The following is a 16,486-nucleotide window of genomic DNA, read 5'->3' on the forward strand; positions in this document are numbered from 1 at the left end:
GCCGGGATGAGCCCCGGGCGCACCGCGGCGGCCTCCGGCCGCCCTGTCCCCAGCCTACCCGCCCCGGGCCTCGCGACGGCTTCCTCAGACGCGCTCCCGGAAGTGCCGGCAGATCTCCAGGAAGCGGTCATTGGCCTCGCGCGGGCCGACGCTCACGCGCACCCCCTCCGGGTGGAAGGCCCGCACGGACAGGGCGTGCTCTTCGGCCAGCTGCGCGAAGGCCGCCGAGCGCTCCCCCAGCGGCAGCCACACGAAGTTCGCCCGCGTCGTCGGGACCTCCCAGCCGTCCGAGCGCAGCGCCGCGACGATGCGCTCCCGCTCGGCCACGATCCACCGGACCTGCTCATCGACCTCCTCCTGGTGGGCGATCGCGGCGACCGCGGCGGACTCAGCCAGGGTGCTCACCGCGAAGGGCGTGGCGGACACGCGCAGGCTGCGGGTGATCTCCGGGTGGGCGATCGAGTACCCGACGCGCAGCCCGGCCAGCCCGGCCGCCTTGGAGAAGGTCCGCAGCACCACCAGGTTGGGGTGCTCCCGGTACAGGGACACCCCCTCGGCCAGGCCGCCCTCGGCCCGCTCCCGCTCGGTCAGCTCGGAGAGGCGGCAGAACTCGTAGTACGCCTCATCCAGCACGACGACGACGTGCTCCGGGACCTTCTTCAGGAACGCCTCCACGGCGTCGCGGGTCAGGGCCGGGCCGGTCGGGTTGTTGGGGGAGCACAGCAGCACCACGGTGGTGCGCTCGGTGATCGCCGCGGCCATGGCCTCGAGGTCGTTGCCCCCGTCCTCGGTCAGCGGCACCTGCACCGAGCGGGCCCCGGCCAGGCCCACCACGATCGGGTAGGCCTCGAAGGAGCGCCACGGGTAGACGACCTCGTCCTGGACCCCGTCCGGGTTCTGCCCGGCGAAGGCCGCGAGGATCTGGGTCAGCGCCCCGAGGCTGCCCGCCCCGGTGACGATGTCCTCCGCGGGAACCTCCAGGTGCCCCGCCAGGGCCTCGCGCAGCCGGGTGGACAGCGGATCCGGGTACAGGTGGGTGTCCCGGAAGGCGTCGATGACCTCCGCGACGGCCGGCACCGGTCCCAGCGGGTTCTCGTTGGAGGACAGCTTGAACTGTCGGAGCCCCTCCACGACCTTCGGCGGCTTCCCGGCGGCGTAGGCCGGCAGCTGGTCGAACACGGGGCGCGGGGTGATGCCGCGGTGCCCGGCGGCGTCGCGGGCGGGGGGCTCGGAGGAGTTCTCGGGACTCATGGACACCACTGTAGCCGCTGCCCCTCCCCGGTGTGCCGGGCCTCACTGCAGCACCGGGGAGGGCATCGGATGCCCGGGCAGGCGCGGCGGGCGGATGGTCCCCGGGAACTCCCCGCCCTGCGGGATCTGCGGGGCGGGGCACGGCTCGGGCAGCCGGATCTCCGGCATCCGGGTGAGCCCGCCCACCGCCGCCTTCCCCGCCTCGCCGGCCAGCTCCTTCCCCGCGGCGAGCGCCTCCTGCGCGGTGCCCACCGACGCCGGATTCACCGGAGCGATGGGACGGCGGGGATCGTCGGGGTCGGCGTTGTAGTACTCCGCGCCGGCCTCGTAGGTCACGGTGCTCACCGCCGCGCCCTCCGGCATCATCCGATCCAGCATCGCCAGATACTCCCGCCCCTCCCCGGTGCGGCCCAGCTGCTGGGCCACCGCGGGAGCCATGTGCTCATAACCAGCGCCGTTGTGCGTGCCGAACAGGCCGATGCCGTACTCCTCCTCACCCATGTTCACGTGCACCTCCTGCGTCTGGGCGTTGGCCGGGCGGCTGCCCTCGGCCAGGACGGCGGGCACGACGTCGTTGACGTCCTCGACGCTGAGCACCGGGATGTCCTCGGGGATCCCGCCGTAGGCGGAGGTCGGCGCCCCCATCGACAGGACCCCGGCCACCTTCCACCGGCTGCGGAAGTCCCCGTTGGCGGCCAGCGCCTGCGCGGTCATGCCGCCCTGGCTGAATCCGGTGAGCAGCACCTCGTCGGAGGCGGAGGCCCCGGCCTCCCGCAGGGCCTGATCCACCATCTGCATCAGCACTGGGGACTGGGCGAGGCTCGCGGTCCCGTCCGCGGAGGCCAGGTCCAGGGCGGAGAAGGTGCCGTTGGGTTCGTTCTCCGCCCACAGGTTGTCGAAATCGGAGCCGGGGATCGAGACCGTGTAGGCCCGGGTGCCGTCGGGCCGGGTCACCACCTGCACGTCCACGTGCCCCAGGGCGGTCTCCTCCTGGGCCCCGTGCTCGGCGTCGAGCCGGACGTCCGTACTTCCCGCCGCGTTGATCCGCGCCATGATCCCGCCGACGCCGCCGCGCTGCACGGTGCCGCTGCTCCTTCCGGCCTCCCGGAACCCCGTGACCCGCCCCAGGCCGATCCCGGCGGCCCGCTCCGCCTGCTTCATCCCCCGGGCCCCGTGCAGGGTGGCCTCCAGCTTCCCCTGGGAGCCCCCGCGCAGCAGGGAGGAGGCCGCGGCCCGTCGGCCCCGCAGGTGCGCATCCGCACCGAATCCGCCCACCAGCGCGACCCCCACCAGCGCCATCGTCCCCAGCCCTCCGGCCGCACCCGCGGCCCCCTGCGGGGTCAGCACCAACGGCAGGCTGCGCACCGTGGTGAACGCGGAGGTGAAGATCTGACGCACGGCCCCGCTGTAGAAGGAGTCGAAGACGCCCACCAGGGCCCCCGCGATCTGCTCCGCGTGCTCGTAGGACAGGGCCGCAGCCTGCAGCTTGGCGGCGTAGTCCGCGGCGTCCGTCGTCAGCTCCAGCATCGTGGACTGCGCCTGCAGCAGCAGGTCCGCGGCGCGCGCGGCATGCACGGACAGGTGGGACCAGGCCAGGGCCGTCTCCGTCTGCACCGGCAGCGCCTCCAGCTGGGTGGCCCCGTACTCCACACCGGCCGCACCCAGCAGCAGGGAGGCCCGAGACACCTCCTCGGTGTCGATCCGCTGCTGCCGGACGGAGGTCTGCAGCAGCGCCCCTCCCTCCGGGACGGCGCCCAGATCGTGCTGCAGAGCTCCGGTCTCCTGCGCCGGGGCGCCCAGGAACGTCTCATACTCCCCCAGCCGGGAGAACACCCCGCCCATCACCGCACCCCCGCCTGGGCCAGGGCGCTGCGCACCCCGGCGGCCAGCGGATCCCCGCCCAGCGCCTCGGCGGCGGCCCGGGCCCCGCAGACCTCCACGGACTCCAGGGCCCGCCGCCCAGCCTCCACGGTGTCCCCGGCCAGATCCTGGACCCCGTCCAGCAGCCGCTGGGTCTCCCGGTGCAGGGCCTGCCCCAGGCGGTCCCGGGCCGCGGCCATCGCCGTGGCCAGGCCCTCCAGGTGCGCCCGGATCTGCTCCCCGGCCAGCTCCAGCTCCACGGCCGCCTGCTCCAGCTGGTCCCGGGCCAGCACCACCTGGCTCCCGTGCCGGGACATCCCGGTGCGGAACAGCTGCGCCGCCTCCGATTCCCACTCAATCCGGGTGGCCCCGGCCGCCTGCTCACCGGCGCCGTGGATCTGCCGGGAGCAGGTGCGGGCCTGCTCGGCCAGGGCGCGCAGCCGCTCCTGCGCGGCCGCCCCGGCCCCGGTCAGCGCTCCGGGGGCCACCAGCCCCAGCGTGTCCATCATGTCCATCTCCGCCGCCCTCCTCAGGTGCCCAGTGATCGGCCGTCCCGCAGCCGGCGGCGGCTCGAACCCCATCGGGGGCCAGCCGCCGTCCGTGCGGTGCGACCGGCGTCCCGCCCATCCTGCGCCGGACCGCCCGGGCCCGAATCGCCCCTCCCGCGGGATCCCGGGGGTCCTGTGGACGGCGGGCCCGCTTCACCCGCGGAAGGAGCCGGCTGTGGATTCCCGCCGAGGATTCCCGCAGCACCGGCGTCGCGGATCCCCGGGGCGCGGGGAGGCCGTGCGAGAATGACCGCATGGCCTCACCGACCCCTTCCGGCTCCCCGTCCGAGCACGCCGACCCCCGCCTGCCCGACGGCCGCCTCAGCCTCGCCGCCCAGTCCCCCGCCCCGGCCCTGGGGCCCCTGGACGGCCGATACCGGCGCCAGAGCGCGCCCCTGACCGAGCACCTCTCCGAGGCGGCCCTGAACCGCAACCGCGTGCACGTGGAGGTGGAGTGGTTCATCCACCTGTGCGAACACCGTGTGCTGCCCGGGCTCGAGCCGCTGAACGCCGAGCGGCAGGCCGGCCTGCGGTCCCTGGTGACGGACTTCGACGCCGACGCCGTCGCCGAGCTCGCCGAGATCGAGGCCGTCACGGTGCACGACGTCAAGGCCGTGGAGTACTACATCGGACGCCGCCTCGAGGCCCTGGGTCTGGAGCGACTGACCCCGCTGGTGCACTTCGGGTGCACCTCCGAGGACATCAACAACCTCGCGTGGGCGGTGGGCATCCGCGACGCCGTCGAGCAGGTGTGGCTGCCCGCCGCACGCGACCTCGTGGATCAGCTCCTCGCGATGGCGGAGCAGACCCGCGAGATCCCGATGCTCTCGCGCACCCACGGGCAGCCGGCCACCCCCACCACGCTGGGCAAGGAGCTGGCCGTGCTGGCCTTCCGGCTGCGGCGGCAGCTGAAGCGGGTCACCGAGCAGGAGATCCTCGGGAAGATCAACGGAGCCACCGGCACCTACGCCGCGCACATCGTCGCCGTGCCGGGGGCGGACTGGCAGGAGGTCTCCCGCACCTTCGTCGAGGGACTGGGGCTGACCTGGAACCCGCTGACCACGCAGATCGAATCCCACGACTGGCAGGCCGAGCTCTACGCCGGCATCGCCCAGTTCAACCGGGTGCTGCACAACCTGTGCACCGACGTGTGGTCCTACATCTCCATCGGCTACTTCCGCCAGATCCCGGTGGAGGGCGCCACGGGGTCCTCGACGATGCCGCACAAGATCAACCCGATCCGCTTCGAGAACGCCGAAGCCAACCTGGAGCTGTCCACCTCCCTGCTGGACACCCTGGCGACGACGCTGAGCACCTCGCGGTGGCAGCGGGACCTCACGGACTCCACCACGCAGCGCAACATCGGCACGGCCTTCGGCCACTCGCTGCTGGCGATCTCCAACGTCGCCCAGGGGCTGGCCAAGCTCGCGGTGGCCGAGGAGGTGCTGGCCGAGGACCTGGAGCACAACTGGGAGGTGCTGGCCGAGGCCATCCAGATGGTCATGCGCGCCGAGGCGATCGCCGGCGCGCCGGGCCTGGACAGCCCCTACGAGCGGCTCAAGGAGCTGACCCGCGGGCACCGGGTGGACCAGCAGCGGCTGCGGGAGTTCGTCGGGAGCCTGGGGCTGCCCGACGCCGCCGCCGGCCGCCTGGCCGAGCTCACCCCCGCCGCCTACCACGGCATCGCCGCCGCCCTGGTGGACTGGGCCCGGGACTGAACCCCGGTCCGGTCTCAGCCGGGGCGACGGCGGGCGGGCCCCGCCGGCCCGATTCACGCGACGGCCCCGGGCACCCCCTCGTCGAAAGGGGCCCGGGGGCCGTCGCGCTATCCGAGCGGCGCTATCCGAGCAACTCGGCCCGGTCGGCTCAGTCCTCGGCGGCGGGCCCGGCCTGGTCGGACTTCTTGGGCCAGATCTCGCCGGAGAGGATCTTGGCCCGGCGCTCATCGCGCCGGTCCTCGAACTTGGGGGCCACGCCGTCCAGCTGCAGCGAGTCCGGGAACAGGGCCGGGGCCTCGCCGAAGGCCTCGTGGGTCGAGGAGATGACCTTCCGGCCCAGCGCCAGGTTGGCCCCGCCGCCCACCACGGCCCCCAGGCCGAAGGGCAGGGCGCGCCCGAGCATCGCACCGGACTGGCGGGCCAGGAAGCGCTTGACGAACATGGTGCGGATCGTCTTGGACACGGAGAAGCCCTTGGACTCGTCCTTGCCCATCATCTGACCCCACTTGCTGGACAGGCCCCGACCCTTGCCGGCCTGCCCGAGGATCTGGGACATCAGCACGTTGCCGTCCTCACCCAGCATCAGCGCCATGACCATGGTGCGGGCCTTCTCCGGGTCCTGCACGTGGACCCCGTTGAGCTCCGCGACGGACTGGCAGTAGATCGCGGTGCGCTCCAGGTACCCGCCGATGGCGACGAAGGACAGGCCCAGCGACGTCGCGGTGCCGATCCCGGGCACGAACGCGGAGGCGCCGATGGCACCGCCGCCGACGGTGACGTCGCGCAGGTAGATCTTCTCGATGCGCTTCAGGATCTGCTCGGGGGTGTCCTTCGGGTGCTTCTTGCGCATCCGCTTGATGGACCCGACCACCAGCGGCCGCTGGATCCGCAGCACGGAGTCCAGGGCCTTGTTCAGGGCGGGCTTGGGCTTGCCGTCGTCGTCGAAGGCGTTCTTCAGGGCGGACTCGGAGAGATTCGGTGCCATGGGTTCATTGAACCACGTCAGAAGGCCCTCGGCCCGAGCGATCATGGGACGCGCCCGCGCGGATCAGGGCTGGAAGGACCGGGTGCGCACCGGGTCCAGGACCGCCGCCGGATGCGGCCCGGCCGCCTCCAGTCGGTCCCGATGCTCCTCGCCCAGCCCGGGACCGGCGGCCAGGATCAGGTTTCCGGGGCGGCGGCCGGTGAGCATCCCGGCGTCGGCGAGGGTCCAGGGACCGAGCAGCCCGGCGTCGGCGGCGGCCGCATCCAGCGCCGCGGCCTGCGCGGTGAAGAAGTCCAGGGGCGGGTCGTCGTCCCCGACGTTCACCGCGAGGATCCCCCGCGAGCCCAGCTGCGCCAGGGCCTCGGCGTAGAAGCCCCGGCAGGCCAGGTGCGCCGGGGAGTCCGCCCCGGCGAAGATGTCCACGACCACCAGGTCGAATCCCTGCGCCGACCCCATGCCGGCGGCCGAGCGCAGCCCGGGCAGAGCCGCGCGGGCGTCGTCGATGACCACCCGCAGATCCGTGCCGGGCGGCAGCGGCAGGTGCCGGGTGATGAAGCCGGGCAGCTCGCGTTCGATCTCCACCGCGACCTGCGCCGACCCGGGCCGGGTGGCCTGCACGTATCGCGGCAGGGTCAGGGCCCCCGCCCCCAGGTGCGCCGCCGCGATCGGCTCCCCCGGCTCCCCGATCAGATCCGCGAGGTGGGCGATGCGCCGCAGGTACTCGTAGCGGATCCGCTCCGGGTGGGCCGGGATCACGTGGGACTGCTCGGCGCCGTCGATCTCCAGGACGACGCCGCCCTCACCCCACCCGTCGGGGCGCACCCTGGCGGTGGCCCCGGAGAAGGACAGCTGCACGGTGGCCTCCGGGCCCTCCCCGGCGTCGCCGACGCTCATACGGTGAAGTCCTGGGCCTCATGAGCGGCGTGGCGGGCCGGCTCCAGCTGGATCGTGGAGTGGGCGATGGAGACGTCGAAGTGCTCCGCGATGCACTCCTGCAGGGTGCACAGCAGCTGCGCGGAGTGCCCGTCCTCGAAGCACTCGTCCTCCAGCACCACGTGCGCGGTGAGGAAGGGCAGGTCCGTGGAGATGCGCCCGGCGTGCAGGTCATGCACCCGCACCACGTGCGGCTGGGCCTCGATGTGCTGACGCACCCGATCCAGGTCCAGGCCCGGCGGGGTGCGCTCCAGGAGCACCCCCACGGCCTCGGCGAGGATCTTCAGGGCCCGCGGGATGATCAGCAGCCCGATCAGCAGGGCGACGACGCCGTCGGCCTGCACCCACCCGGTCCAGGTGATGATCAGGGCGGAGAGGATCACCGCGACGGAGCCCAGGGCGTCGTTGACCACCTCCAGGAAGGCCGCCCGCAGGTTGAGGTTCTGTTGGCCGCCGGTCAGCACGAGCAGGGCGGCGATGTTGCCCACGAGCCCGATGACCCCGAACAGGATCATCTCCGGGGCGGCCACCGGCTCGGGATGCACGAAGCGCTGCACCGCCTCGATGACCACGAACACTCCGACGCCCAGCAGCACCGCGGCCTGCACGGTGGCCGCGAGGATCTCCGCGCGCTTGAGCCCCCAGGTGTGGTGGGCGGTGGCCGGACGCTGGGCGAGCACCGCCGCCCCCAGGGCCATGGCCAGCCCGGCGGCGTCGGTGAGCACGTGGGCGGTGTCGAACAGCAGCGCCAGGGACCCGGTGATGATGGATCCGATGAGCTGGGCGACGAACAGCACCAGCCCGATGCCCAGGGCGATGCTCAGCCGACGCCGCCCCGCCCCGACGCCGTGGCTGTGCCCGTGTCCCCCGGCCTCCTGGCCGTGGGAGTGCTCTCCCGGGGTGTGTCCGCCGTCCCCGCGGCCGTGGTTCCGGCTCACCGGGTGCCGAAGTCCTCGAACTCGCCGGTCGCACCCGTGTAGCGGTGTCGGACGTCGCTGACGTGCCCGGCGGTGTCCCCGGAGGTCAGCTGGGCGTACAGCGCCTCCACCCCGTCGCGGGTGCCTTCGGCCACCACCTGGACGTCCCCGTCGGGCAGGTTCTCAGCGTAGCCGGTCAGGCCGTGGTCCACGGCGACGCCGCGGGTCCACCACCGGAACCCCACGCCCTGCACGCGTCCGGAGACGGTGGCCTCCAGCCGCGCCTCGGGGGCGGGGCGCTCGGCGTCGTCGTTCTTGCGCTGCCGGAAGACCATGGTGTGCTCCTCGCGTCTCGGACGGTCAGGTCTGCGTGAGCCCGCGGCGCGGGCCCCGGGAGTCAGTATCTCCCAGCGCGGCCCGGGACGCGATGACGCCGCCCACACCCGCCGGAAGGGGCGGGTGCGGGCGGCGTCGAGGTGGGAGGGCGGCCTCGGTCGGGCGGCTCAGGCGAGCCGGGTGCTCTCCGGGGCGCCGGCCACGGCCTCGGCGATCGCGGTGTCCCCGTCGGTGAAGGGGATGGCCTTGCCGATGGTGGAGTCATCGGCCAGCACCGCGGCGATCACACGGGCCACGTTGGCGCGGGAGGTGTCGGCATCCTGCGGGTCCGTGGTGACGTCGATCTTCCCGGTGGGCTCCTCCAGGGTCAGCATCCCGGGACCGAGGATCGTGTAGTCCAGGGAGGTGCCGCGCAGGTGCTCATCGGCCTCGGCCTTGGACTGGGCGTAGGCGTAGAAGTCGTCCTCCTTCGGGACCTCGTGCTCCAGGGAGGAGCCCAGGTAGGAGACCATGACGTAGCGGGAGACCCCGGCCTGCACGGCGGCGTCCATGGTGCGGATCGCGGCGTCGCGGTCCACCTTCCAGGTGCGCTCCGGGTCCCCGCCGCCCACGCCTGCGGACCACACGACGGCGTCCAGCGCCTGATCGCGGAACAGCGCGGCGATCTGATCGGTGGACAGGTCCATGACGTCGCGGACCACAGCCTCGGCCCCGGTCTGCTCGACGTCGGCGATCTGCTCCTGCTTGCGGATGACGGACCGGACCCGGTGGCCCTGCTCGACCAGCAGGGGGGCCGCCAGCAGGGCGACCTTGCCGTGTCCGCCGATGATGCCGATGGTGCTCATGGTGTGCTCCTGTTCTGCGGGGTCCCCGTGCAGCGTCCACCGTGTCGGGAGCCGCCGGGACCACCGCCGTTCGCGGCGTGTCACTCGGTGCAACGGGGTCAGCCGGGGCCGTTATTCCAGAGCATCCGCTCCCCTCCCCGCCCACTCTCCCCCGCGACCCGGCGCATCGGTTCCCGGAATCGCCGGATTCGGGAACGGATGCGCCGGGTCAGCGGAGAGGTGGGCACGGATGCGCCGGGTCGGCGTCGTGCGGGCCCGCGCGGGGTCTGGTAACCTGATGGTCGCGTTGCGCCGCTCCCTCCCGCCGGGGCGCGGCCAGCGCTTGCCTCCTTAGCTCAGTCGGTAGAGCGAATCCCTCGTAAAGATTAGGTCGCCGGTTCGATTCCGGCAGGAGGCTCCACCACCGCGGGCCGCGGCCTCGTCACCACGACGACGCCGCGGCCCGCGTCGCGTCGCCATCGGGACATGAACGCCCTCAGCGCAGGTGCCGCTCCCAGAACTCATCACGGAACCAATCCGAGGGCACGCCCATCCCACGATGCACCAGCTCGCTGCGCCCCCGCAGGAGTGCGGCGAGTCGTCGAGCCCAGCCGCTGCGTGGAGAGATCGTCCCCAACATCGTCTGAAGCGAGACGAGGACCGGATAGAGACGGTATCGAGACCTCTCCGGCAGTGCGTCCTCGGCGGTGAGCCACGCGACTGACGGGGAGGTGGGGATCCTCGGATAGTCGCCGAGACCCACGTTCCACAGTCGACCGTGGTGAGCGCAGATGTTCCTCACCCTCACATACGTCTCAAGCCACGAGGTGAGCAGCGGTTCGGTGAGTCCCAGCGATCGAGCCACCGCCGTCCTATCGGCACGCCGCGCAAGATTCCGGTACAGACCACTCAGCTGCCCGATGGTGAGGCCCTCCAACATCACCCACGATGGCGGCAGCTCAGGCTCTCCGTAGGTCAGCAGGTAGTGCTCGAGCGCCGAGGGGTGGTGCAGGCGGTCTCGGCCGCGCTCCGGGGGGCGCCGCAGCTGTTGGTCACTCGTCTCCCGGATGAGGTGCAGCAGTTTCTGGTGGCGGCGTCGGTCTCGGAAATGACGCGCATCCGCGTACCAGTGAGCGTCATCGGTGCTTGTTGCCATATGGTCAGTCAGCGCGGCTCGAACCGCCACCTCGATGCGCTCCAACGCATCCATGACGAGCAGTCGAAGTGATCGGTCGAAGACATACAGCCCCAGCAGATCATCGAACGATACCCCGGGACGGAAGAGGTGCTCCGGGCCCTCGTGCTGGAAGGGGATGGCATATGGCGAGAGCCGATAGTACCCGATGTGTCGGAGGTACCGGCGGGCCCGTGGCTGGTCCGGGACGAGCAACCCCCGCTCCATCAGCCGCTGGACCAGTTCGTCCAGCGTCATCGGCGGCTTGTCGTAGACCCGGGTACCCCGCCCGCGCTGTCCCATCACCGTCGCTCCTGTCGCCGGGGTAGAGAAAATCCCCCAAGTGCGCATCGTGGAGAGGCGTGGGGGATGTGATGCCCTCACCTTATCACCCTCGCCGCAGCAGCCACCCGACCTCCGCATCCGCGCCCTCCCGGCGCCGCCGGATGATCCCGCGATCCGGTTCGGGAGCCTCCCGGTGTTTCGGGAGCACCGCGAGGGCTCCCGAAACACCGCACGGCTCCCAAAACGCGGCCGGAGCCCGCCAGCAGGCCGACGGCGCCGTCGCGCGGCCCGGCCCACAGACAGCCGCGAAGGCCCGCGCGTAGGGTGGGGAGCCGAACCGACGACGTCCGAAAGGGTCCCCATGCCGCACACCTTCCACCGCAACGAGCGCGCCGCGCAGCTGCCCGCCCGCCTCTCCCGCTCCTGGCTGCTGACCTCCGCGGCCAACGAGGACTTCTTCGAGCCCAACTACGAGTCCGAAGCGGATTCGATCATCCTGGACCTGGAGGACGGCACCCCCGCGGATCAGAAGGACTCCGCCCGCGAGCGCGTGGTGCGGGCCCTGAACTCGGGGATGCGCGCGTGGGTGCGGGTCAACGCCATCACCACCGATCAGTGGAGCGAGGACCTCGCGGCCCTGTCCGAGGCGGAGGGGCTGCGCGGGATCGTGCTGGCCGAGACGGAGCAGCCGGATCACATCACCCGCACCGCCATGATGTCCCGCGCGGGCACCCCGGTGATCGGGCTGATCGAGTCCGCGGTGGGCCTGGTCAACGCGGTGGACATCGCCAAGGCCCCGGGGACCTTCCGCCTGGCCTTCGGCACCGGGGACTTCCGCAAGGACACCGGCATCTCCGATGACCCGATGGCGATGGCCCACGCCCGCTCCACCCTGGTGATCGCCTCCCGGGTGGGCAATCTGCCCGGGCCCATCGACGGCCCCGCCAACGGGGTGGACGAGGCGGGCCTGCGGGAGGCCTGCCGGATCACCGCGACCATGGGCATGACGGGCAAGCTCACCCTGGATCCGGGGCAGACGGATGCGATCAACCGCGGCCTGGCTCCCTCCGAGGAGGAGATCTCCTGGGCGCGGGAGATGCTGAAGAAGGAGAAGGACGGCGCCGTCCCGAAGGAGGGCTCCTACCTGCCGCGCCTGGCTCGAGCCCGGAAGGTCTCCACCCTGGCCCAGACCTACGGCCTCTGGCGGGACTGACCCGCACCCCGTCCCCGCGCCGACGGACCGGCGGGCTCAGGCACCCTCGGTCAGGCGGCCGTCGCTCATCGTCACCACCCGGTCCGCCGCGTCCAGCAGCTCGGTCTCGTGGGTGACCATGAGGGTCGCGACGTCGAATTCCCGGGTGATCTCCGCCAGCAGCCGCACGACCTCCCGCGAGCGGGAGGCATCCAGCGCGGAGGTCGGCTCGTCGGCCAGCAGCACGGACGGGGAGCCCATGAGCGCGCGGGCGATGTTGACCCGCTGACGCTGCCCGCCGGAGAGCTGGTGCAGGCGCCGAGCCCCCAGACCGGCCAGGCCCACCCGGTCCAGCAGCTCCTGGGCCCGCTCCCGGCGGGCCCGCAGCCGCTTCCCGCGCAGCCCGCGGATGTGCTCGGCGATCAGCAGCTGCTCGAGCGCGGTCAGGGAGGCGATGAGGTTGGGCTGCTGGAAGACGACGCCGACCTCCTCCCGCCGCAGCCGGGCCCGCTCCTTCTCCGCGGCCCCGACGGTCTCGGTCCCGGCGATGCGCACGGACCCGTCGGTGGGGGCGATCAGCGTGGCGGCCACGGACAGCAGCGAGGACTTCCCCGAACCGGATTCCCCGACCACGGCGCACAGTCGGCCGCGCTCGACGCTCAGATCCACGGAATCCAGGGCCTGCAGGGTCCGGGGCCGGCCGTCCTCGTCCGTGCCGTCCGGGTACTCCAGACTCACCCCGCGCAGGACCAGCGGCGATGAGGCGGCCTCGCCGGCCGGCTCACGCCGTGACCGCTCGACCGGGCGTTCGTCGGCCCGATGGCCAGCACCCCGGCGCGCGCCGGCCCGGTGCTCGGGGGTGTGTCCGGCGGTCGGGTGCAGGTTCTCCTCGATCCGTTCGATCATGCTCATCAGTTGCCTCCCAGGGCGATCATGGGGTCCACGGTGGCGACTCGGCGCACCGCGATCAGCGAGCCGAGGATCCCGAGGACCCAGATTCCGGCGGCCGGGACGAGGGTCGTGGCCGCGTCCAGTGTGAAGGGCACCCCGCGCGCGGCGAGGGCGCCGAGTCCGGTGGCTGCCAGCGTCCCGGCCGCGACCCCGACGGCGAGGATCACCGCGGCCTGCCCGACGGCGTCGCGCACCAGGTAGGACCCGGCCGCGCCGAGGGCCCGCAGCACCGCGATGTCGCGGGTGCGCTGGATGGTCCACACCGTCAGGAAGGAGATCGTCACCAGCGCGGAGATCCCGTACAGGAAGCCCTGCATGGTCAGCAGGGAGCCCCGCTCCGAGGAGTAGGAGGCCAGCCCCTGGAAGGATCCGCGGGTGGTGGCCGTGACCGTGTCGGTGCGGTGCTCGGCGGCGCTCCAGGCGGCGTCGTCCAGGGTGCCCCGCACCGCCAGCACCGTGCCGACGGGGGTCTGCTCTCCGGCGCCGGAGGCGTGGGCCAGGCTCTGCCAGGCGGCGGTGTCCGTCCAGATCACGGGGCTGTGGCTGTACCACTCGTCCGGCAGCACCCCGGCGACCTCCAGCTTCTGGCCGCCGACGGTGACCCGGTCCCCCACCCCGACGCCGAGGTCAGAGGCCGCGGTGCGGGAGACGACGGCGGTCCCGGAGCGGATCTGCGCGGTCCCCTGCAGCGCCTCGCCGGCGGCCCGGTGCGGCAGGTCGGAGCCGTCGGGCACCCCGAAGATCGCGGCGGTGGCGGCGGAGTCTCCCTCCACCCGGGTCTGGGTGATGCCGATCGGCGTCGCCTGCTCCACCCCGTCGGTGCCCCGCCAGGTCTCGGCCTGCTCCCGGGTGATCCCGGAGGCGGTGAAGGAGACCTCGGCCTGCGGGATCTTCCCGTCGGCGGTCTGCGAGGTGCCGGCACCGAAGACGAAGCGGTCCGCCTTCAGCGCGCTCAGCGCGGAGGTGTTCTGCGCCCCCAGTCCTCCGGTCAGGCCGGTGAGCATGACCAGCAGCAGGGTGATCAGTCCGACCACCGAGCCGATCAGCGCGAACCGGCCCTTCGCGGCGCGGATGTCGCGGATGCCCAGGTACATCGTGGGCTCCTTTCTCAGGTCTCGTGCGTATCGATCTCCACTCTCCGGCGGCGGGGGTGTCCGGCACATCGGGGCCTCGGCGGATCCTGAATCATCCGTTCGGTTGATGTCCGGGGCCGACGCCGCCCGCACCCGACCCGGCGGGGTCCGCGGCGGCTACAGTGATCCCGTGCCCCGCCCCCTCGATCGACCCTCCGCACCCCAGCCGGACCCCGCCTCCTCCTCGCGCGCCCGCGCCGCCGGCTCCGGCGCCGGTGCTTCCCGGGCGCGCCGGGGCCCCGGGCACGCCCAGCTGCCCGTGCTGCGGACCCTGCGGGTCGCGCTGCACGTGATGTTCGCGTTCCTGCTGGGCTTCGGACTGGTGCGTTACCTCTGGACCGGCACCCGGGTTCCCGACGCCGCCCCGGCGGCCTGCGCCATCGCGGCCACCGCGCTGCTGGCCGCGGTGTACCTGGCCGGGACCGTGTGGGAGAACCGCCACGCGCGCCGGGCGGGGCGAGATGAGACCGCCCCCGGCACCGAACAGGGAACCGGGCCGGAGGGGGCGTCCTCTGGGGTTCCGCGGCGGTGGGCCGGGTCGTGGCTGGCGGCGGTGACGCTGCTGTGGCTGTGCCTGGTGCTGATCTCCCCGGACTTCGTGTGGGTGGTCTTCCCGCTGATGTTCCTGTTCCTGCACCTGTGCCCGCACCGGACCGGCCTGGTCGCGGTGGTCCTGCTGTGGGCGGTCTCGGCTCTGGTGCCCCTGGCCCACGGCGGCGGGGACTACTCCGCCGGCGCCGCGGTGGGTCCGCTGCTGGGGGCCGTGCTGGCCGTGGTCATCTCCTCCACGTACCGCGCCCTGGCCGCCGACGCCGAGCACCACGCCCGCACCGCGGAGGCCCTGCGCCTGGCCCAGGCTGAGCTGGCGGAGCGGGAGCGGCGGGCCGGGCGCGCCGAGGAGCGCGAGCGGCTGGCGCGGGAGATCCACGACACCGTGGCCCAGGGCCTGTCCTCGATCCTGCTGGTGGCCCGGGCCGCGCGCGCCGGGTTGACGGCCGGGAACACCCGGCAGGTGCAGCGGCAGCTGGCCGTGATCGAGGAGGGCGCCGGGGAGAACCTCGCGCAGGCGCGCCGGTTCGTGCGGGATCTGGCCGCCGTCCCCGAGGGTCCGGGGCTGCCGGAGGCGCTGACGGCCCTGTGCCGGCGCACCGAGGCGCAGGAGGCGGCCCGCGGGCAGCGCCTGGAGTGCTCGCTGCGGCTGGAGGGCCGGGAGGCGGCGGACCTGCCGGAGCCGGTGCAGACCGCGCTGCTGCGCGGGGCGCAGGCGAGCCTGGCCAACGTCGCCGCCCACGCCGGGGCGGCCCGGGCCGTGCTGACCCTGACCGTCTCCGCAGACGAGGCGCTGCTGGATGTGTACGACGACGGCGTCGGCTTCGACCCCGCTGCCCTGGAGGATCCCCGGGCCGCCGGCGGTTCGGATTCCGGCTACGGGCTGCCGGGGCTGCGGCGTCGGCTGCAGACCCTGGGCGGGAGCCTGACGGTGGATTCCGCACCCGGGGATGGCACGGTGATCGGGATGCGCCTGCCGCTGACCTCCGCAACCGGCGACGCCGCCGGGTCCGCGAGCGCCGCGGATGACGCCTCGGAGGACACCGCGCCGGCCTTCGATGCGGCGGGCGGGACGGCCGGGCCGGTCACCGGGGCGGCACCCTCGGCGGGCCGGGAGCAGACGCAGGACGGAAGGAGACGGTGATGGACGGGATTGAGGCGCCGCACCCGGTGCGGGTGCTGCTGGTGGATGACCACCCCGTGGTGCGCGCGGGGCTGCGGGCCCTGCTGGAGGGGTTCGCGGAGCTGAGCGTGGCCGCGGAGGCCGCGGACGGTGCGGCGGCGCTGGAGCGCGCAGCCCAGCTGGCGGCGGACGGGGAGCCGGCCGACGTCGTCGTGATGGACATCCAGATGAAGGGCATGGACGGGATCACCGCGACCCGCCGCTTCCGGGAGGCCGGCGGCCCGCCCGTGCTGATCCTGACGACCTTCGACACGCAGGCGGACATCCTCGCGGCGGTGCGGGCCGGGGCCCTGGGGTACCTGCTGAAGGACGCCCCGCCGGAGGACCTGCGCCGGGCGGTGCTGGACACCGCGGCCGGGCGCAGCACCCTGGCCCCGGAGGTCTCGGCGGCGCTGCTGCAGCGGATGAGCCGCCCGGAGACGGCCCTGTCCGAACGGGAGACGGAGATCCTGCGGCTGCTGGCCACCGGGGCGAGCAACCGGCAGCTGGCCCGGACCCTGTTCATCTCCGAGGCCACGGTCAAGACGCACCTGGTGCACATCTACGAGAAGCTGGGGGTCGGCTCCCGCACCGCCGCGGTGGCCGCGGCCCGCGAGCGCCGGCTGCTCTGAACCGAGCCGACGGGGCCGGGCCACCGCCCCGGTGCG

The 16,486-nt window shown here is 73.3% G+C and carries 15 protein-coding genes and 1 tRNA gene; 5 read left to right on the top strand and 11 right to left on the bottom strand.

Annotated elements, in window-relative coordinates; translation table 11 throughout:
- Nucleotides 1-84 precede the first annotated feature (84 nt).
- Genes I6G21_RS02505 through I6G21_RS02515 form a run of 3 tightly spaced genes read right to left on the bottom strand, consistent with a single transcriptional unit; the run spans nucleotide 85 to nucleotide 3,626 of the window.
- On the bottom strand, nucleotides 85-1,251 hold the full coding sequence (locus I6G21_RS02505) for a histidinol-phosphate transaminase (RefSeq protein WP_061225367.1): 1,167 nt from the start codon (nucleotides 1,249-1,251) through the stop codon (nucleotides 85-87).
- A gap of 42 nt (nucleotides 1,252-1,293) precedes the next feature.
- On the bottom strand, nucleotides 1,294-3,096 hold the full coding sequence (locus I6G21_RS02510; protein ID WP_196826079.1) for a hypothetical protein: 1,803 nt from the start codon (nucleotides 3,094-3,096) through the stop codon (nucleotides 1,294-1,296).
- Nucleotides 3,093-3,626, bottom strand: a complete 534-nt coding sequence (locus I6G21_RS02515; RefSeq protein WP_058731823.1) for a hypothetical protein — start codon at nucleotides 3,624-3,626, stop codon at nucleotides 3,093-3,095. Before I6G21_RS02515 ends, I6G21_RS02510 begins: the two co-directional genes overlap by 4 nt.
- 287 nt (nucleotides 3,627-3,913) lie before the next feature.
- On the opposite strand from I6G21_RS02515, the gene purB reads away from it, so the two are divergent.
- A complete protein-coding gene (gene purB / locus I6G21_RS02520) occupies nucleotides 3,914-5,377 on the top strand; it encodes an adenylosuccinate lyase (RefSeq protein ID WP_061225305.1) in 1,464 nt (487 codons plus the stop codon).
- A 148-nt stretch (nucleotides 5,378-5,525) separates the two neighbouring features.
- On the opposite strand, the gene I6G21_RS02525 is transcribed toward purB, so the two are convergent.
- The 5 genes from I6G21_RS02525 to I6G21_RS02545 all read right to left on the bottom strand — a co-directional run bounded on the left by I6G21_RS02525 (nucleotide 5,526) and on the right by I6G21_RS02545 (nucleotide 9,393).
- A complete protein-coding gene (locus I6G21_RS02525; protein WP_064725595.1) occupies nucleotides 5,526-6,362 on the bottom strand; it encodes a hypothetical protein in 837 nt (278 codons plus the stop codon).
- 63 nt (nucleotides 6,363-6,425) lie between these two features.
- Nucleotides 6,426-7,256 (bottom strand): spermidine synthase, encoded by an 831-nt coding sequence (locus I6G21_RS02530; protein ID WP_129357679.1) that lies wholly within the window; start codon nucleotides 7,254-7,256, stop codon nucleotides 6,426-6,428.
- On the bottom strand, nucleotides 7,253-8,233 hold the full coding sequence (locus I6G21_RS02535) for a cation diffusion facilitator family transporter (protein ID WP_129357678.1): 981 nt from the start codon (nucleotides 8,231-8,233) through the stop codon (nucleotides 7,253-7,255). The genes I6G21_RS02530 and I6G21_RS02535 overlap by 4 nt, the downstream gene beginning before the upstream one ends.
- Nucleotides 8,230-8,547 (bottom strand): acylphosphatase, encoded by a 318-nt coding sequence (locus I6G21_RS02540; RefSeq protein WP_129357677.1) that lies wholly within the window; start codon nucleotides 8,545-8,547, stop codon nucleotides 8,230-8,232. The genes I6G21_RS02535 and I6G21_RS02540 overlap by 4 nt, the downstream gene beginning before the upstream one ends.
- A gap of 168 nt (nucleotides 8,548-8,715) precedes the next feature.
- Nucleotides 8,716-9,393, bottom strand: a complete 678-nt coding sequence (locus I6G21_RS02545; RefSeq protein ID WP_058731365.1) for an SDR family oxidoreductase — start codon at nucleotides 9,391-9,393, stop codon at nucleotides 8,716-8,718.
- 324 nt (nucleotides 9,394-9,717) lie between these two features.
- Here I6G21_RS02545 and I6G21_RS02550 point away from each other — a divergent pair.
- Nucleotides 9,718-9,793: transfer RNA gene (locus tag I6G21_RS02550), tRNA-Thr, on the top strand.
- Nucleotides 9,794-9,868: 75 nt separating this feature from the next.
- On the opposite strand, the gene I6G21_RS02555 is transcribed toward I6G21_RS02550, so the two are convergent.
- Entirely contained in the window at nucleotides 9,869-10,849 is a 981-nt protein-coding gene (locus tag I6G21_RS02555; RefSeq protein ID WP_197939471.1) for an Abi family protein, read from the bottom strand.
- A 343-nt stretch (nucleotides 10,850-11,192) separates the two neighbouring features.
- On the opposite strand from I6G21_RS02555, the gene I6G21_RS02560 reads away from it, so the two are divergent.
- Nucleotides 11,193-12,044, top strand: a complete 852-nt coding sequence (locus I6G21_RS02560) for an HpcH/HpaI aldolase/citrate lyase family protein (protein WP_129357675.1) — start codon at nucleotides 11,193-11,195, stop codon at nucleotides 12,042-12,044.
- Between the two features lie 36 nt (nucleotides 12,045-12,080).
- Here I6G21_RS02560 and I6G21_RS02565 read toward each other — a convergent pair whose 3' ends face one another.
- The gene (locus tag I6G21_RS02565) at nucleotides 12,081-12,935 is read right to left on the bottom strand and encodes an ABC transporter ATP-binding protein (RefSeq protein WP_232238493.1); all 855 of its coding nucleotides are present in this window, start codon (nucleotides 12,933-12,935) and stop codon (nucleotides 12,081-12,083) included.
- Nucleotides 12,935-14,068, bottom strand: a complete 1,134-nt coding sequence (locus I6G21_RS02570; RefSeq protein ID WP_129357674.1) for an ABC transporter permease — start codon at nucleotides 14,066-14,068, stop codon at nucleotides 12,935-12,937. Before I6G21_RS02570 ends, I6G21_RS02565 begins: the two co-directional genes overlap by 1 nt.
- A 169-nt stretch (nucleotides 14,069-14,237) precedes the next feature.
- Here I6G21_RS02570 and I6G21_RS02575 point away from each other — a divergent pair, with 169 nt between their 5' ends.
- The gene (locus I6G21_RS02575; protein ID WP_232238495.1) at nucleotides 14,238-15,800 is read left to right on the top strand and encodes a sensor histidine kinase; all 1,563 of its coding nucleotides are present in this window, start codon (nucleotides 14,238-14,240) and stop codon (nucleotides 15,798-15,800) included.
- A complete protein-coding gene (locus tag I6G21_RS02580; RefSeq protein ID WP_129357673.1) occupies nucleotides 15,800-16,450 on the top strand; it encodes a response regulator in 651 nt (216 codons plus the stop codon). Before I6G21_RS02575 ends, I6G21_RS02580 begins: the two co-directional genes overlap by 1 nt.
- Nucleotides 16,451-16,486 lie beyond the last annotated feature (36 nt).

The organism is Rothia kristinae (assembly GCF_016028855.1).
In the GTDB taxonomy this organism is placed as follows: domain Bacteria; phylum Actinomycetota; class Actinomycetes; order Actinomycetales; family Micrococcaceae; genus Rothia; species Rothia kristinae.

Bases quoted from the DNA above. Each gene is read 5' to 3' on its own strand.
- I6G21_RS02525 (WP_064725595.1), bottom strand. From the start codon at position 6,362: ATGGCACCGAATCTCTCCGAGTCCGCCCTGAAGAACGCCTTCGACGAC.
- I6G21_RS02565 (WP_232238493.1), bottom strand. From the start codon at position 12,935: ATGAGCATGATCGAACGGATCGAGGAGAACCTGCACCCGACCGCCGGA.
- I6G21_RS02560 (WP_129357675.1), top strand. From the start codon at position 11,193: ATGCCGCACACCTTCCACCGCAACGAGCGCGCCGCGCAGCTGCCCGCC.
- purB (WP_061225305.1), top strand. From the start codon at position 3,914: ATGGCCTCACCGACCCCTTCCGGCTCCCCGTCCGAGCACGCCGACCCC.
- I6G21_RS02530 (WP_129357679.1), bottom strand. From the start codon at position 7,256: ATGAGCGTCGGCGACGCCGGGGAGGGCCCGGAGGCCACCGTGCAGCTG.
- I6G21_RS02545 (WP_058731365.1), bottom strand. From the start codon at position 9,393: ATGAGCACCATCGGCATCATCGGCGGACACGGCAAGGTCGCCCTGCTG.
- I6G21_RS02505 (WP_061225367.1), bottom strand. From the start codon at position 1,251: ATGAGTCCCGAGAACTCCTCCGAGCCCCCCGCCCGCGACGCCGCCGGG.
- I6G21_RS02540 (WP_129357677.1), bottom strand. From the start codon at position 8,547: ATGGTCTTCCGGCAGCGCAAGAACGACGACGCCGAGCGCCCCGCCCCC.
- I6G21_RS02555 (WP_197939471.1), bottom strand. From the start codon at position 10,849: ATGGGACAGCGCGGGCGGGGTACCCGGGTCTACGACAAGCCGCCGATG.
- I6G21_RS02515 (WP_058731823.1), bottom strand. From the start codon at position 3,626: ATGGACATGATGGACACGCTGGGGCTGGTGGCCCCCGGAGCGCTGACC.
- I6G21_RS02570 (WP_129357674.1), bottom strand. From the start codon at position 14,068: ATGTACCTGGGCATCCGCGACATCCGCGCCGCGAAGGGCCGGTTCGCG.
- I6G21_RS02580 (WP_129357673.1), top strand. From the start codon at position 15,800: ATGGACGGGATTGAGGCGCCGCACCCGGTGCGGGTGCTGCTGGTGGAT.